16 protein-coding genes are annotated in these 13,629 nt (G+C 66.1%); 4 read left to right on the forward strand and 12 right to left on the reverse strand.

The annotated features are described in order from the left end of the window. Positions 1-50: 50 nt before the first annotated feature. The 7 genes from sufD to ACIQ1T_RS17935 all read right to left on the reverse strand — a co-directional run bounded on the left by sufD (position 51) and on the right by ACIQ1T_RS17935 (position 5,571). Positions 51-1,073 carry a Fe-S cluster assembly protein SufD gene (gene sufD, locus ACIQ1T_RS17905; RefSeq protein ID WP_395945921.1) on the reverse strand — a complete coding sequence of 341 codons (1,023 nt, stop codon included), beginning with the start codon at positions 1,071-1,073 and terminating at the stop codon, positions 51-53. Beyond that, positions 1,070-1,831 (reverse strand): Fe-S cluster assembly ATPase SufC, encoded by a 762-nt coding sequence (gene sufC / locus ACIQ1T_RS17910; RefSeq protein ID WP_395945922.1) that lies wholly within the window; start codon positions 1,829-1,831, stop codon positions 1,070-1,072. Before sufC ends, sufD begins: the two co-directional genes overlap by 4 nt. Positions 1,832-1,838: 7 nt before the next feature. Beyond that, positions 1,839-2,135 carry a type II toxin-antitoxin system RelE/ParE family toxin gene (locus tag ACIQ1T_RS17915; protein WP_395945923.1) on the reverse strand — a complete coding sequence of 99 codons (297 nt, stop codon included), beginning with the start codon at positions 2,133-2,135 and terminating at the stop codon, positions 1,839-1,841. Further along, positions 2,135-2,413, reverse strand: coding sequence for a hypothetical protein (locus ACIQ1T_RS17920; RefSeq protein ID WP_395945924.1), 279 nt, complete (start codon positions 2,411-2,413; stop codon positions 2,135-2,137). Before ACIQ1T_RS17920 ends, ACIQ1T_RS17915 begins: the two co-directional genes overlap by 1 nt. 73 nt (positions 2,414-2,486) lie before the next feature. Next, entirely contained in the window at positions 2,487-3,953 is a 1,467-nt protein-coding gene (sufB, locus tag ACIQ1T_RS17925) for a Fe-S cluster assembly protein SufB (RefSeq protein WP_395945925.1), read from the reverse strand. Continuing rightward, entirely contained in the window at positions 3,953-5,092 is a 1,140-nt protein-coding gene (locus ACIQ1T_RS17930) for a cysteine desulfurase family protein (protein ID WP_395945926.1), read from the reverse strand. The genes sufB and ACIQ1T_RS17930 overlap by 1 nt, the downstream gene beginning before the upstream one ends. Further along, complete coding sequence (locus ACIQ1T_RS17935) at positions 5,089-5,571, reverse strand: Rrf2 family transcriptional regulator (RefSeq protein WP_395945927.1); 483 nt, start codon at positions 5,569-5,571, stop codon at positions 5,089-5,091. Before ACIQ1T_RS17935 ends, ACIQ1T_RS17930 begins: the two co-directional genes overlap by 4 nt. A gap of 158 nt (positions 5,572-5,729) precedes the next feature. On the opposite strand from ACIQ1T_RS17935, the gene ACIQ1T_RS17940 reads away from it, so the two are divergent. The 3 genes from ACIQ1T_RS17940 to ACIQ1T_RS17950 are packed head-to-tail and all read left to right on the forward strand — an operon-like array spanning position 5,730 to position 7,112. Beyond that, entirely contained in the window at positions 5,730-6,380 is a 651-nt protein-coding gene (locus tag ACIQ1T_RS17940) for an alpha/beta hydrolase (RefSeq protein WP_395945928.1), read from the forward strand. 46 nt (positions 6,381-6,426) lie between these two features. Then, positions 6,427-6,687: a type II toxin-antitoxin system Phd/YefM family antitoxin gene (locus ACIQ1T_RS17945; RefSeq protein ID WP_395945929.1), complete on the forward strand. Its 261-nt coding sequence runs from the start codon at positions 6,427-6,429 to the stop codon at positions 6,685-6,687. Then, a complete protein-coding gene (locus ACIQ1T_RS17950) occupies positions 6,684-7,112 on the forward strand; it encodes a type II toxin-antitoxin system VapC family toxin (RefSeq protein ID WP_395945930.1) in 429 nt (142 codons plus the stop codon). Before ACIQ1T_RS17945 ends, ACIQ1T_RS17950 begins: the two co-directional genes overlap by 4 nt. 30 nt (positions 7,113-7,142) lie before the next feature. On the opposite strand, the gene ACIQ1T_RS17955 is transcribed toward ACIQ1T_RS17950, so the two are convergent. Continuing rightward, positions 7,143-8,120, reverse strand: a complete 978-nt coding sequence (locus ACIQ1T_RS17955) for a TerC family protein (protein WP_395945931.1) — start codon at positions 8,118-8,120, stop codon at positions 7,143-7,145. 191 nt (positions 8,121-8,311) lie between these two features. On the opposite strand from ACIQ1T_RS17955, the gene ACIQ1T_RS17960 reads away from it, so the two are divergent. After that, the gene (locus tag ACIQ1T_RS17960) at positions 8,312-9,628 is read left to right on the forward strand and encodes an NAD(P)/FAD-dependent oxidoreductase (protein ID WP_395945932.1); all 1,317 of its coding nucleotides are present in this window, start codon (positions 8,312-8,314) and stop codon (positions 9,626-9,628) included. 8 nt (positions 9,629-9,636) lie between these two features. Here ACIQ1T_RS17960 and ACIQ1T_RS17965 read toward each other — a convergent pair whose 3' ends face one another. The 4 genes from ACIQ1T_RS17965 to ACIQ1T_RS17980 form a co-directional block, all read right to left on the reverse strand. After that, the gene (locus ACIQ1T_RS17965; protein WP_395945933.1) at positions 9,637-9,864 is read right to left on the reverse strand and encodes a hypothetical protein; all 228 of its coding nucleotides are present in this window, start codon (positions 9,862-9,864) and stop codon (positions 9,637-9,639) included. 64 nt (positions 9,865-9,928) lie between these two features. Next, positions 9,929-11,515 (reverse strand): alkyl hydroperoxide reductase subunit F, encoded by a 1,587-nt coding sequence (ahpF, locus tag ACIQ1T_RS17970; RefSeq protein WP_395945934.1) that lies wholly within the window; start codon positions 11,513-11,515, stop codon positions 9,929-9,931. Positions 11,516-11,654: 139 nt separating this feature from the next. Next, the gene (ahpC, locus tag ACIQ1T_RS17975) at positions 11,655-12,218 is read right to left on the reverse strand and encodes an alkyl hydroperoxide reductase subunit C (RefSeq protein ID WP_395945935.1); all 564 of its coding nucleotides are present in this window, start codon (positions 12,216-12,218) and stop codon (positions 11,655-11,657) included. Between the two features lie 107 nt (positions 12,219-12,325). Then, the gene (locus ACIQ1T_RS17980) at positions 12,326-13,528 is read right to left on the reverse strand and encodes an exo-beta-N-acetylmuramidase NamZ domain-containing protein (RefSeq protein WP_395945936.1); all 1,203 of its coding nucleotides are present in this window, start codon (positions 13,526-13,528) and stop codon (positions 12,326-12,328) included. Positions 13,529-13,629: the final 101 nt, after the last annotated feature.

The following is a 13,629-nucleotide window of genomic DNA, read 5'->3' on the forward strand; positions in this document are numbered from 1 at the left end:
CCCTCCACCGCCCTGCGGGCGGTACCCCTCCCCCAATGGGGGAGGATTATTCACAACCGGACCGTCAGCCATTCCCGCGCCACCTCTCTCGCGCCCTCGTGCTCGATCCGGTCGACGACCTCGATCAGGAAGGCCTGGGTCAGCAGGGCGCGGGCCTCATCGGCCGGAATGCCGCGCTGCTGCATGTAGAACAGGGCGCTTTCGTCCAGCGTCCCCACGGTATTGCCGTGCGCGCACTGCACGTCGTCGGCGTAGATGATCAGTTCCGGCTTGGCGTCGATCTCGGCCCGCTCGCTGGCGATCAGGGCGTGGTGGCCCATCCGCGCATCGGTGCCGTCGGCGCCGCGCTCGACGATGATCTTGCCCTGAAAGACGCCGCGCGCCGTATCGCGCGCCACACCCTTGATCAGTTGCGACGTCGTGCCGTCATGCTCCATGTGGCGCACCACGCTGGTCAGATCGACATGGCGCGATCCGTTCAGCAGATACAGGCCGTCCGCCTGGACGTGCGCCCCTTGCGCGAAATGGGTGATGCGGGTCTCGATCCGCTGCAGCCTGGCGCCGGTGGCGATCACCGTCTGGCGATAGACGCCGCCCGCCTCGACCTTCACATGGGCCTCGGCGACCGAGATGGCGTCCTCCGGCTCCTCGACCAAGACGATGCGCGTGACTTCCGCTCCGGCGGCCACGTCCAGCTCCAGCGTATTATGGGCCACATAGGCCGAGCCGGCGCCCTCGTGGGTCTCCAGCAGCAGCAGCTTGGCCCCGGCCCGCGCCGAGACCCGCGCCCCGGCCGTATGGCCCGTGCCCGTGGCGTCGGAGATATAGCGCAGCCGCAGGGTCTGCTCGCCCGAGGCGATGAAGTCGGTCACGCCCACGGCGCGCCCGTTGGCGAAGACGATGGCCTCACCGCCCAGATCGTAGAAGGCGCCCGGCGCGCCGACGGCGGCCGTCGGCGACGGCTGCGGCGCCTCGCGAAGATACCGCTTCAGATCGCTGTATTTCCACGCCTCCGTCCGCCGCGACGGAAAGGTCGAGGCGTCGGTCAGGTCGATGTTGAACTGGGCGCTCATGCGGCGCCTTCAAGAACGGGCGGCAGATACTTGTCGTACCCTTCCGCCTCCAGTTGCAGGGCCAGCTCGGGTCCGCCCGAGGCCACGATCCGGCCGCCGGCCAGCACATGGACCCGGTCCGGTTTGATATAGTCGAGCAGCCGCTGATAGTGGGTGATGACCAGCATCGACCGCTCGGGCGACCGCAGGGCGTTCACCCCTTCGGAGACGATGCGCAGGGCGTCGATGTCCAGGCCGGAATCGGTCTCGTCCAGGATCAGCAGCGACGGCTCCAGCAGGGCCATCTGCAGGATCTCCATCCGCTTCTTCTCGCCGCCGGAGAAGCCGACGTTCAGCGGCCGCTTCAGCATGTCGAAATCCATCCTCAGCGCCTTGGACGCCTCGCGGACCAGCTTCAGGAAGGCGGGCGCCGCCACCTCCTCCTCGCCGCGCGCGCGCTTCTGGGCGTTCAGCGCCGTGCGCACGAAGGTCAGGGCCGGCACGCCGGGAATCTCGATCGGATACTGGAAGGACAGGAAGACGCCCTTGGCCGCCCGCTCGGCCGGATCCAGCGCCAGCAGATCCTCGCCCGCCCACTGGACCGCGCCTTCGGTGGCCTCATAGCCGGGCCGTCCCGATAGGGCGTAGCCCAGGGTCGACTTGCCGGCCCCGTTCGGCCCCATGACGGCGTGCACCTCGCCCGCCGGCACTTCGAGCGTCAGCCCCTTGAGGATCGGCTTGTCGCCGACGGAGACGTGGAGGTTGTTGATGGAAAGCATAGTCGTTCTAGGCGTCCGTATCGTCTTGTTTGGGTTGCATACGCGGATCGCGCAGCGTTGAAATATCGATGCCGTCGGGCGTGGCGCGATAGACGAAAACCTTGTTCCAATCGGTCACGCTGAACTCCCGCTCGCCTTCGCCTTGTCCTGGTCGCCCCAGGAACGGTCGGCGGGCCAGCAATCTCGATATCGACTTGATCTCGCTCGCGGCCTGGGCCGCCGACTTTGGATTGTATTGCTTCAGGTAGGTGATCAGATCCTTGAATTCCTGCGTCGCCCGGGCCGACCAGATGGCTTTCGCCATTAGCGCAGCACGGCGTCGATCTGAGCCTCGACCTCTTCTTGAGTGAACACCTCGCCACGGTCGATCTGAGCGAAACCTTCGTCGATCTCGGCCCGATCTTCCTCGGTCCAGGCGTTGGCCGGCGAAAGGCCCCGATCGGCATAATCCAGCGCCGCCGAAACGATCAGGTTCTCCACCGTATCGCCGGTCTGCGCGGCAAGACGCCGCAGCCGATCGACAATTTCGTCATCCAGCTGGATATCGTAGGTCTGGAAGGCAGGCTTGCGAACAGCAGTCATGGCGTTCTCCTGCCTTCAACATAGCACGGATCGACGTCCTGCCTGAGCGAGTGCGTAAGGGTTTGAAGCTTGCTCACCCCACGCTCCCTTCCAGACTGATCGCCACCAGCTTCTGCGCCTCGACGGCGAATTCCATCGGCAGTTCCTGCAGGACGTCGCGGACGAAGCCGTTGACCAGCAGGGCCACCGCCTCCTCCTGCGACAGGCCGCGCTGCTGGGCGTAGAACATCTGGTCGTCGCTCAGCCGCGTCGTCGTCGCCTCGTGCTCCAGCTGGGCCGAGCCGTTGCGGGCCTCGATATAGGGGATGGTGTGCGAGCCGCAGTCCTTGCCGATCAGCAGGCTGTCGCACTGGGTGAAGTTGCGCACCCCCGTCGCCTTCGGATGCACCGAGACCAGGCCGCGATAGGTCGAGTCCGACTTGCCCGCCGACACCGCCTTGGCGATGATCCGCGACTTCGAATTCTTGCCCAGGTGGATCATCTTGGTGCCGGTGTCGGCCTGCTGATGTCCGTTGGTGATGGCGATGGAATAGAACTCGCCCGAGCTCTCCTCGCCCTTCAGGATGCAGGACGGGTATTTCCAGGTCACGGCCGAACCGGTCTCGACCTGGGTCCAGGACACCTTCGACCGGTCGCCGCGGCAGTCCGCGCGCTTGGTGACGAAGTTGTAGATGCCGCCCTTGCCCTCGGCGTCGCCGGGATACCAGTTCTGGACGGTGGAGTATTTCACCTCGGCGTCGTCCAGGGCGACGATCTCGACCACGGCGGCGTGCAGCTGGTTCTCGTCGCGCATCGGCGCCGTGCAGCCCTCCAGATACGAAACGTAGGAGCCCTTGTCGGCGATGATCAGGGTCCGCTCGAACTGGCCGGTCTGGCTCGCGTTGATGCGGAAATAGGTCGACAACTCCATCGGGCAGCGCACGCCCGGCGGGATGTAGACGAACGACCCGTCCGAAAAGACCGCGCTGTTCAGGGCCGCGAAATAGTTGTCCGAGACCGGCACCACCGACCCCAGATATTGCCGCACCAGATCAGGATATTCGCGCAAGGCCTCGGAAATCGGCATGAATATCACCCCGACCTTCGACAGCTCCTCCTTGAAGGTGGTCACCACCGACACGCTGTCGAACACGGCGTCCACGGCGACGCGCGGCGCGCCCTGCACCCCCGCCAGAACCTCCTGCTCCTTCAGCGGAATGCCCAGCTTGGCGTAGACGGCCAGCAGTTCGGGATCGACCTCGTCCAGCGACTTCGGTCCCTCCTTCTGTTTCGGCGCCGCATAGTAGAACAGGTCCTGATAATCGACCGGCTCGTACTTCACCGCCGCCCAGGTCGGCTCTTCCATCGCCAGCCAGCGCTCATAGGCGGCGAGACGCCATTCCAGCATCCATTCCGGCTCGCCCTTCTTCTCGGAGATGAAGCGGACGATGTCGGCGTTCAGTCCCCGCGGGGCGAACTCCTGCTCGATGTCCGAGGTGAAGCCGTGCGCGTATTTTTCCAGCGCGGCGACGGCGTCGATGGTTTCCTTGACGGCGGCCATCAGGCGACCTCTCTCACGCGCTCTGCGGCGCGTGTCTTATGCTTCGTGTAGGCGGCGACCCAGGCGTCGGCGAACCGGTCCCAGTCGCTTTCTTGCGTTCCCCAGCCGCCGGAGACGCGCACGCCCCCGGTCGCCAGAGCCTTCAGTCCCATGGCGGCGATGGTCTTGGACGGTTTGACCTTGCCCGACGAACAGGCGGATCCCGCCGACACCATGACCCCGGCCAGATCGAGGGTGATCAACTGTTGCGGGCTGTCCCAGCCCTCGACCGCCATGAACAGGGTGTTGGGCAGACGGTCCACGCCGGCGCCGATCACGGTCGCCCCGGCGGCTTTCACCCGGGCCTCGACGGCGTCGCGCCAGCCGACGTGAGACTGCATCGTCTCCAGATCCCGCCCGGCGCAGTCTGCGGCTGCGCCGAAACCGGCGATGCCGGGCGTATTCTCGGTCCCGGCGCGCAGGCCCCGCTCCTGCCCGGCCCCGTGCAGGATGCGGACGCCCGACACGCCTTCCTTGAAGATCAGGGCGCCGACGCCCTGCGGCCCGCCCAGCTTGTGCGCTGACAGGGTCAGGCTGTCGGCGTCCAGCACCCGGATATCGACCGGAATCTTGCCCGCCGACTGGATGGCGTCGACGTGCAGCCAGCCCCCGGCCGCCCGCACCAGGGCGGCGGCCCGGGCGACGGGCTGGATCACGCCGCTCTCGTTGTTGGCATGATGGATGGCGACCACGGCCCGGCCCGGACGCGTCAGCGCCTCGGCCAGCCAGGCCAGATCGATCACCCCGTTCGCATCGACCGGCAGCACCTCGACGGGCGCGCCCGCATTCGCCGCCGTCTCGGCCACGCACGGATGTTCTGTGGCGGAGACGATCAGCCGCTCGCACCCGGCCGCCAGGGCGCTGGCGATGCCCTGGGCGTTGGCCTCGGTGCCGCCGCTGTTGAAGACGACCGCCGTCGGATCGGCCCCGACCAGTTCCCCGACCTGGGCCCGCGCCGTCTCGACCCGCGCCCGCGCGCGCCGTCCGGCCGCATGGACCGCCGACGGATTGCCGTTGTCGGCCAGGGCCCTGGTCATGATCTCCAGCACCTCGGGTCGCACCAGACCGGAGGCGTTATAATCCAGATAGATCGCGCTCATGCCGCCACCCCCACGGCCTGTGGCGGTTCGACGTTGCGACGGCGCTGGCCCGTACGGTTCATCACCACGTCTTCCAGCGAGACACCGGCCAGATAGCGATGGATCTCGTCGCCCAGATCTTCCCACAGATTGTGGGTGATGCAGCGTTCGCCGGCCAGCATGCAGCCCTTGGGCGTGCCGTGGGCGACGCAGCGCGTGGCGCGGATCGGCTCGTCCACCGCCAGCACGATCTCGGCGACGACAGTCTCGTGCGCGCCCTTGGCCAGCCGATAGCCGCCGCCGGGTCCGCGCACGCTCTTGACCAGATCGCTCTTGCGAAGTCTGGCGAACAACTGCTCGAGATAGCTGAGGGAAATCTCCTGGCGCGCGGCGATTTCGGCCAGAGAAACGGCGCGGATTTCGCCGCCCTCGCCGCGTCCGTTCTTCGCCAGATCGGCCATCGCCATCACGGCGTATCGTCCCTTGGTCGACAGACGCATTGCGCACCCTCAAAAATTGCGCGCTTTTCGGGGCTCTTGTGCTAGAACCCGCGCCTTCGCAAAGGCAGCCCGCTTGCGAGGGGACTTAGAAAGTCCCACCTCTGCGGTCAAGTATTACGCACTCGCGAAATGACAGTTGAACGGATTCCAGAGCCCCTATGCCTGAAGTCATCCTGCCCGGCGCCTCCGGTCGCATCGAAGGCCGCTATTCCCCGGGCAAACGCCCGAACGCACCGATCGCCTTGATTCTGCACCCCCACCCCAAGGCGGGCGGGCACATGAACAACCCGGTCGCAGTCACCCTGCACCAGTTGTTCCAGCAGCGCGGCTTCGCCACCCTGCGCTATAATTCGCGCGGCGTGGGCAAGTCGCAGGGCGAGTTCGATTCCGGAATCGGCGAACTGGCCGATGCCGCCACCGCCCTCGACTGGCTCCAGTCGAACAACCCCGGCGCCAGCCAGACCTGGGTCGGCGGCTATCAGTTCGGCGCCTATATCGGCATGCAGCTGCTGATGCGCCGGCCGGAGACGGACGGCTTCATCTCCGTCTCGCCCCCGTCGAACATGTACGACTTCAGCTTCCTGGCCCCCTGCCCGGCCTCGGGCCTGTTCCTGCACGGCACGGCCGATTCCATCGTGCCGCCGGTCGAGGTCGAACGCGTGGTCAACAAGCTGCGCACCCAGAAGGGCATCGTCATCGACTACGAACTGGAAGAGGGCGCCAGCCACTTCTGGCAGGACCATATGGACGCCGTCGACCGTCGCGTCGGCGCCTATCTGGACAAGCGGCTGGAAGAAAACCCGGCTTAAAGCGTTCAAGATGACGACAGCATCCTTTGTCTGGTAAAAGGGATGCATGGACAGGGTCAGCGTCAGGGATGCCGCCTCTCATCTCGCCGAGCTCGTGTCTCGGGCGGAGTCTGGCGAAGATGTCGAGATCGTCGTCGACGGGCGCGTCGCCGCGCGCCTTACGTCGGCTCCGCGACGCCTGATCCCGCCTAGCGATCCCCATCCGTTCGATTGGGATTCTGTCGCCGCAACCAGCAGCAAGATGGCGCGCCAGACGGAAAGCGCTGGCGACTTCTTCCGTCGCCTCCGCGACGAAGCCAAATATTGAGTCTCTATCTGGACGCGTCCCTGCTTGTGGCCTCGTTGACCAACGAGTCGAGAGCGGAAGAAGCCCGCAACCTGATCTCGGCATACCAACGATTTGACGTCGCCGTCAGCAGTTGGACGATCGTCGAGACGCTTTCCGGCCTATCCAAGAAGGTGCGGACGGGCCATTTGACCGAAGCGAATTTCGAAGACCTCGCCCGTCAGATCAAGACCCTCTCGAATTCCTATGCTCGCGCGCCAGTGACCGAAGACCACTTCCTGTCCGCCACGCGGCTGGTCCAGTCCCTGGCCACCAACCTGCGCGCCGGCGACGCCCTGCACCTGGCCATAGCGAGAGACTTCGGCCTGACCCTGGCCACCTTTGACGACGGCTTGGCCTCTGCGGCTCGGATGATGGGCGTGCCTGTCGTGCCGATCGAGGCCTGAGCGTCCTTCGAAGCGCTGACGCCCCCCCCTTTAAGGCGCGCTTGTCTGGTCCCGCGTCTTCCACAGCGACCAGAAGACCCCCGCCGCCAATATGACCGCCGTCACGCCCAACGAGATCACCGGCGGGAACTTCTCCAGCCCCAGCAGGGGCGCGGCGAACACCTTGCCGCCGATGAAGACCAGCAGCACCGCCAGAGCCTGTTTCAGATAGGCGAAGCGATTGATGACGGCCGCCAGGGCGAAATACAGGGCCCGCAGCCCCAGGATGGCGAAGATGTTGGAGGTGTAGACGATATAGGGATCGGTCGTGATGGCGAAGATGGCGGGCACGCTGTCCACCGCGAACACCACGTCCGCCAGTTCGATCGTCACCAGGGCCAGGAACAGCGGCGTGGCGTGCAGCGCCAGCCTGCCGGCCTTGTTCTTCTCGCGGGCGAAGAAGGCGTGGCCGTGCAGCTCCTGGGTCACCGGCACATGCCGCCGCACCCAGTTCAGGATCGGATTGTCGGCGATGTCCTGCTCCGTCTCGTGCTTGGAGACGAACATCCGGATCCCGGTGAAGATCAGGAAGGCCGCGAACAGGTACAGCACCCATTCGTACCGGCTGACCAGGGCGGCGCCGCCGGCGATCATCCCCGCCCGCAGCAGGATGACCCCCAGAATGCCCCAGAACAGCACCCGGTGCTGATAGAGGCGCGGGATCGAAAACGCCCCGAAAATCATGGCGATGACGAAGACATTGTCCATCGCCAGACTCTTCTCGATGAAGAAGCCGGTGACATATTCCAGCCCGCTCTCGGACCCCAGCTCCCACCAGACGAAGCCGCCGAAGGCCAGGGCGATGGCGATATACATGGCCGACAGGCTCAGGCTCTCGCGCACCCCGATCTCGTGGTCCTTGCGGTTCAGCACGCCCAGGTCCAGCGCCAGCAGCGTCACGACCACGCCCATGAATCCCAGCCACATCCAGGCAGGCTTGCCCAGCCAATCGGCCAGCAGAATTTCCACGATCAACCTCCGTCATGCTCAAGCAGCGGCCGACATCACGATCGGGGAGGATCGCCAGAGGGGCCCGGTCCGCCCCGTTCCAACGGTCAAGCCAGGCGAGGGTTCTCCGCCGGGCCCGCGACAAACCGCCCTGCACCCTTAAAAAGTTCCACCAACTGGACCTTTGCTGCACTGCACACTATTTCAGGCCGATGACCGAGCGCCGCCAGATTCCCGCCTCCGAGACCCTCGAGATCGTCCACGACATCGTCATCATCGGCGGGGGCGCCGGCGGGCTGGAGCTCGCCGCACGCCTGGGGCGCAAGCTCGGCGCGCGTGAGGGGCGCCGTCGGATTCTGTTGATCGATCGCTCCATCTTCCACCTTTGGAAACCCAGCCTGCACGAGGTCGCGGCCGGCTCGCTGGATTCGCACCAGGAGGGTCTGTCCTATCCGGTCCTGGCCCGCCGCAATCATTTCAGCTTCGCCTTCGGCGATCTGATCGGCCTGAATCCGGCGACCAGGACCCTGACCCTGGGACAGATCCGCGACGACGACGGCGCGGTCCTGGTCCCGCCCCGGACGTTGCGGTTCAACACCCTGGTCCTGGCCATCGGCAGCGGCTCGAACCTGTTCGGCACGCCCGGCGCGGCGGAACACGCCCATCTGCTGGAGGACGTCGCCGACGCCGAGGCCTTCAACAAGCGCCTGACCTCGGCCTTCCTGGCCACGGCCTATTCGGACGAGCGGGCGCTGAACATCGCCATCGTCGGCGCCGGCGCCACCGGGGTCGAACTGTCGACCGAACTGATCGAGGGCCATGACGAACTGTCGGCCGGCCTGACCGAGGCCCAGCAGTTCGCCCTGAACGTCACCATCATCGAGGCCGCACCCCGCGTGCTCGGCGGCCTGCCCGAACGGGTCTCGGCCAAGGCGGCCCATGCGCTGGAGGCCAAGGGCGTCCGGCTGCTGACCGACGCCAAGGTCGCGGCCGTCCACGCTGACCGGCTGGAAACCTCGCGCGGCGACGTGCCCGCCGACCTGATCGTCTGGGCCGCCGGGGTCAAGGCGGCCGAAACCAATGCGAACCTGGGCCTGACCACCGGCCGCATCAACCAGTTCGTCGTCGACGACCACCTGCGCACCTCGGCGCCGGGGATCTACGCCATGGGCGACTGCGCCGAGGCCCCCGGCCCCGAAGGCCGCCCCGTCCCCGCCCGCGCCCAGGCGGCGGCCCAGCAGGCCGCCTATCTGGCCAAGGCCCTGACGGACCCGTCCCACGATCACGGACCTTACGTCTATCACGACAAGGGATCCCTGGTGTCCCTGGGCGGCGACAAGGGCGTCGGCTCCCTGATGGGCAGCCTCGCCGGCCCCAATTTCCTGATCGAGGGCCTGATCGCCAAATGGGCCTATATGGCCCTGCACCTGGACCACCACCGCGCCATCCTGGGCGTGCGCCGCACCGCCCTGCTGGCCCTGTCCCGCCTGCTCCACCGCCGCGTCTCCGGGCGGCTGAAGCTGCACTGAGTTGCACCTTACGCTCTGGGCCTGGTCAGCTTCATCACGATGAACGCCACGCCCGCTGCGGCGACGAATACAGCTACGCCCAAGACAGGCGTCCACGGATCGATCTGATCAACAAGAGACCAGATCACCATGGCCGCACAGCCGATGGCGGCCACACTAGACCACGCCATACAAATCTTTGCATTGGCGTTGAGCTGTCGCGAAAGCGCTTTTTGCAATCTGGACCTGTCAGGCATCTGGCATTCTTAGCGACCCAAGCCTGACAGGCACAACCTCCAGATCTGCAGGCAAGAGGCGGCTTTACGCCGCCTCCACCGCCTCTTCCGCCGGAACCGTGCGGATCATGTAGTCGAAGGCCGACAGACCGGCCTTCGACCCCTCGCCCATGGCGATGACGATCTGCTTGTAGGGCACGGTCGTCACGTCGCCGGCGGCGAAGACGCCCGGCTGGCTGGTCTCGCCGCGATGATCGATCTCGATCTCTCCGCGCGGCGTCAGGGCCACCGCCCCGTGCAGCCATTCGGTGTTCGGCACCAGACCGATCTGGACGAAAACTCCTTCCAGATCGACGTCGTGATGGGCGTCCGAGTTGCGGTCCTTGTAGGACAGGCCCGTCACCTTCTCGCCGTCGCCGTGCACCTCGGTGGTCAGGGCCGAGGTGACGATCCGCACGTTCGGCAGGGTCGCCAGCTTGCGCTGCAGCACCGCATCGGCCCGCAGTTCGCTGTCGTATTCGATCAGGGTCACATGGGCCACCAGACCGGCCAGATCGATCGCCGCCTCGACGCCCGAGTTGCCGCCGCCGATCACCGCCACCCGCTTGCCCTTGAACAGCGGCCCGTCGCAGTGCGGGCAATAGGCCACGCCCTTGTTCTTGTACTGGTCCTCGCCCGGCACGTTCATCTGACGCCAGCGCGCGCCGGTCGACAGGATGACGGTGCGCGACTTCAGGCTGGCGCCGTTCTCCAGCACCACCTCGTGCAGACCGCCCGGAACCTTGGCCGGGATCAGCTTGGACGCCTTCTGCAGGTTCATGATGTCCACCTCGTATTCGCGGACATGCTGTTCCAGATGGGCGGCCAGTTTCGGCCCCTCGGTGTGGGGCACCGAGATGAAGTTCTCGATGGCCATGGTGTCCAGCACCTGACCGCCGAACCGCTCGGCGGCGATGCCGGTGCGGATGCCCTTGCGCGCGGTGTAGATGGCCGCCGCCGCCCCGGCGGGACCGCCGCCGATCACCAGGACGTCGAACGGATCCTTGGCCTTGATCTTCTCGGCGGCCTTGCTCTCGGCGCCCTTGTCGATCTTGGCGACGATCTGCTCCAGCTCCATCCGGCCCTGGCCGAACAGTTCGCCGTTCAGGAAGACGGTCGGCACGGCCATGACCTTGCGCTCGTCCACCTCTTCCTTGAACAGGCCGCCCTCGATGGCGACGTGTTTGATGCGCGGGTTCAGCACGCTCATCAGGTTCAGGGCCTGCACCACGTCGGGGCAGTTCTGGCAGGACAGCGAGAAATAGGTCTCGAACACATAGTCGCCCTCCAGGTCCTTGACCTGCTGGATCACGTCCTGCGCCGCCTTGGACGGGTGGCCGCCGACGTGCAGCAGGGCCAGCACCAGCGAGGTGAACTCGTGGCCCAGGGGAATGCCGGCGAAACGCACGCCGATGTCCGTCCCCTTGCGGCGGATCAGGAAGCTGGGCTGGCGCTCGTCGTCATAGTCGCGGCCCATCTCGACCTTGCCGTGCGAGACCGAGACGATGTCCTCCAGCAGGGCCTTCAGCTCCTGCGACTTGGGGCCTGCGCCCAGCGAGGCGACCAGTTCGACCGTATGGACGATGTTCTTGAGATAGCCCTCGAGCTGAGTTTTCAGATTGGCGTCCAGCATGGCGGGCTCCTCGAAATGAATGGGAATATGCGCCGCCTTCGAGCCCGTCGGGGCGAGGTCTGCGCGGGTCTTCCGGCCCGAAGATCGGGGGCCGGTTGGGTCCGGCGCCAAGGCCGGACCCGATAGGCGTAGTTCAGTCTTAGATCTTGCCGACGAGGTCGAGCGACGGGGCCAGGGTGGCTTCGCCTTCTTCCCACTTGGCCGGGCAGACTTCGCCCGGGTGAGCGGCGACATACTGGGCGGCCTTGACCTTGCGCAGCAGTTCGGCGGCGTTGCGGCCCACGCCTTCCGACGTGATCTCCATGAACTGGATCACGCCTTCCGGATCGACCAGGAAGGTCGCGCGGTCGGCCAGGCCGACGCCCGGGCGCATGACGTCGAAGTTGTTGGTGATCGTGCCCGACTGGTCGCCGACCATATAGTAGTTGATCTTGCCGATGGCGGGCGAGGTGTCGTGCCAGGCCTTGTGGCTGAAGTGGGTGTCGGTCGAGACCGAGAAGACTTCGACGCCCAGGCCCTGCAGGGTCGAATAGGAGTCAGCCAGGTCTTCCAGCTCGGTCGGGCAGACGAAGGTGAAGTCGGCCGGATAGAAGAAGAAGATGGCCCATTTGCCTTTGACGTCGGCGTCGGAGATGTCGACGAACTTGCCTTCCTTGTAGGCGGTCGCCGTGAAGGGTTTGATCGTCGTGTTGATGAGGGCCATGTGAAATCCATCGGCTGGGGTGGTTAGGAGGACTCACTCCTACCGCACCGCACACAATAAGCCCAATCACTTATTTGCGCCAGCTCAATAGATTTTTCTTATGTCACTCAATACAGCAGGAACGGCCGTCGCGTCTCTTCCCACGCCGCCTCGTCCGGCCTGGTCAGGGCGTCCAGATCGGCCGGCGTCGCCGTCGCCTCGTCCACCCATTCCCTCAGCCCCGGCCCGCCGTTGATCACGTCGATCGGCAGTTTCCCGAAGGCGTATTCATAGGGGAAGTCGCGCCACAGGTCGTAGTCGGGATACAGCCGCCGGATCGCCTTGAACCCCAGGGCCTGCACCCGCCACGGCCTGAAGGCGGCATGGTCGTAGCCGGGGTGGTCGACATGGATCTGCACCCCGCTGCACAGCTGGCCGACGTGTTTGTGGAAGGTCGGCTCGAACCACATGTCGCGCAGCACGCAGCCCTCCAGCCATTCCGGGGCCAGGGCCTTCATCTCGGCGATCACCGCGCGGGCGTCGATGTCGGGCGCCCCGAACAGCTCCAGCGGCCGGGTCGTGCCCCGCCCTTCCGACAGGGTCGCCCCCTCCAGCATCACCGTCCCCGCATAGGCGCGCGCCATGCTCAGGTTCGGCGCATTCGGACTGGGATTGACCCAGGACCGCTCGCCCAGCGGCCAGCCGAAGCCCGGCCCCTGCTCCGGCGCCCAAGCCTGCATCTCGATCACGCGATAGTCGACGTCCAGCTTGAACTGATCGATGAACCACAGGCCCAGTTCGCCCATGGTCATCCCGTGCCGCATCGGCATCGGCCCTGCGCCGACGAAACTCTCGTATCCGGGCCGCAGGGTCAGCCCCTCGACGGGCCGTCCCGCCGGATTGGGCCGGTCCAGCACCCAGACCGTCTTGCCGTGTTTCGCCGCCGCCTCCAGCACATACAGCAGCGTCGTCACATAGGTGTAGATGCGGCAGCCCAGATCCTGCAGGTCGATCAGGATGACGTCGAACGTCTCCATCCACTCGTCCCTGGGCCGGCGCACCTCGCCATACAGGCTGAAGACCGGGAAGCCGTGGACGGGGTCCCGATAGTCCGGGCTCTCCATCATATTGTCCTGCAGGTCGCCCTTCATCCCGTGCTGCGGCCCGAAGGCGGCGCTCAGCCTGATCTCGGGACAGGCCGCCAGGGCGTCGACGGCGTGGGTCAGATCCCTGGTCACCGAGGCCGGATGGGCCAGCAGGGCCACGCGCCGCCCCTTCAGCTGCGCGCGCAGGGCGTCGTCGGACAGCAGGCGGTCGAGGCCGAAATTCATGACAGGCTCCAAAGACTCGGTCGCTCAGCCATGCCCGACGCCAACGCCGCTCACAACCCGCCCCGCCCCATTCAATTCCGTCATCCTAGGCCTTGTGCCTG

The sequence above is a fragment of the Brevundimonas sp. genome (genome assembly GCF_044336875.1).
Lineage (GTDB): Bacteria > Pseudomonadota > Alphaproteobacteria > Caulobacterales > Caulobacteraceae > Brevundimonas.

What these genes read in the sequence shown, in the direction of transcription:
- sufD (WP_395945921.1), bottom strand. Translation starts at nt 1,073, where the DNA reads ATGAGCGCCCAGTTCAACATCGACCTGACCGACGCCTCGACCTTTCCG.
- sufC (WP_395945922.1), bottom strand. Translation starts at nt 1,831, where the DNA reads ATGCTTTCCATCAACAACCTCCACGTCTCCGTCGGCGACAAGCCGATC.
- ACIQ1T_RS17915 (WP_395945923.1), bottom strand. Translation starts at nt 2,135, where the DNA reads ATGGCGAAAGCCATCTGGTCGGCCCGGGCGACGCAGGAATTCAAGGAT.
- ACIQ1T_RS17920 (WP_395945924.1), bottom strand. Translation starts at nt 2,413, where the DNA reads ATGACTGCTGTTCGCAAGCCTGCCTTCCAGACCTACGATATCCAGCTG.
- sufB (WP_395945925.1), bottom strand. Translation starts at nt 3,953, where the DNA reads ATGGCCGCCGTCAAGGAAACCATCGACGCCGTCGCCGCGCTGGAAAAA.
- ACIQ1T_RS17930 (WP_395945926.1), bottom strand. Translation starts at nt 5,092, where the DNA reads ATGAGCGCGATCTATCTGGATTATAACGCCTCCGGTCTGGTGCGACCC.
- ACIQ1T_RS17935 (WP_395945927.1), bottom strand. Translation starts at nt 5,571, where the DNA reads ATGCGTCTGTCGACCAAGGGACGATACGCCGTGATGGCGATGGCCGAT.
- ACIQ1T_RS17940 (WP_395945928.1), top strand. Translation starts at nt 5,730, where the DNA reads ATGCCTGAAGTCATCCTGCCCGGCGCCTCCGGTCGCATCGAAGGCCGC.
- ACIQ1T_RS17945 (WP_395945929.1), top strand. Translation starts at nt 6,427, where the DNA reads ATGGACAGGGTCAGCGTCAGGGATGCCGCCTCTCATCTCGCCGAGCTC.
- ACIQ1T_RS17960 (WP_395945932.1), top strand. Translation starts at nt 8,312, where the DNA reads ATGACCGAGCGCCGCCAGATTCCCGCCTCCGAGACCCTCGAGATCGTC.
- ACIQ1T_RS17965 (WP_395945933.1), bottom strand. Translation starts at nt 9,864, where the DNA reads ATGCCTGACAGGTCCAGATTGCAAAAAGCGCTTTCGCGACAGCTCAAC.
- ahpF (WP_395945934.1), bottom strand. Translation starts at nt 11,515, where the DNA reads ATGCTGGACGCCAATCTGAAAACTCAGCTCGAGGGCTATCTCAAGAAC.
- ahpC (WP_395945935.1), bottom strand. Translation starts at nt 12,218, where the DNA reads ATGGCCCTCATCAACACGACGATCAAACCCTTCACGGCGACCGCCTAC.
- ACIQ1T_RS17980 (WP_395945936.1), bottom strand. Translation starts at nt 13,528, where the DNA reads ATGAATTTCGGCCTCGACCGCCTGCTGTCCGACGACGCCCTGCGCGCG.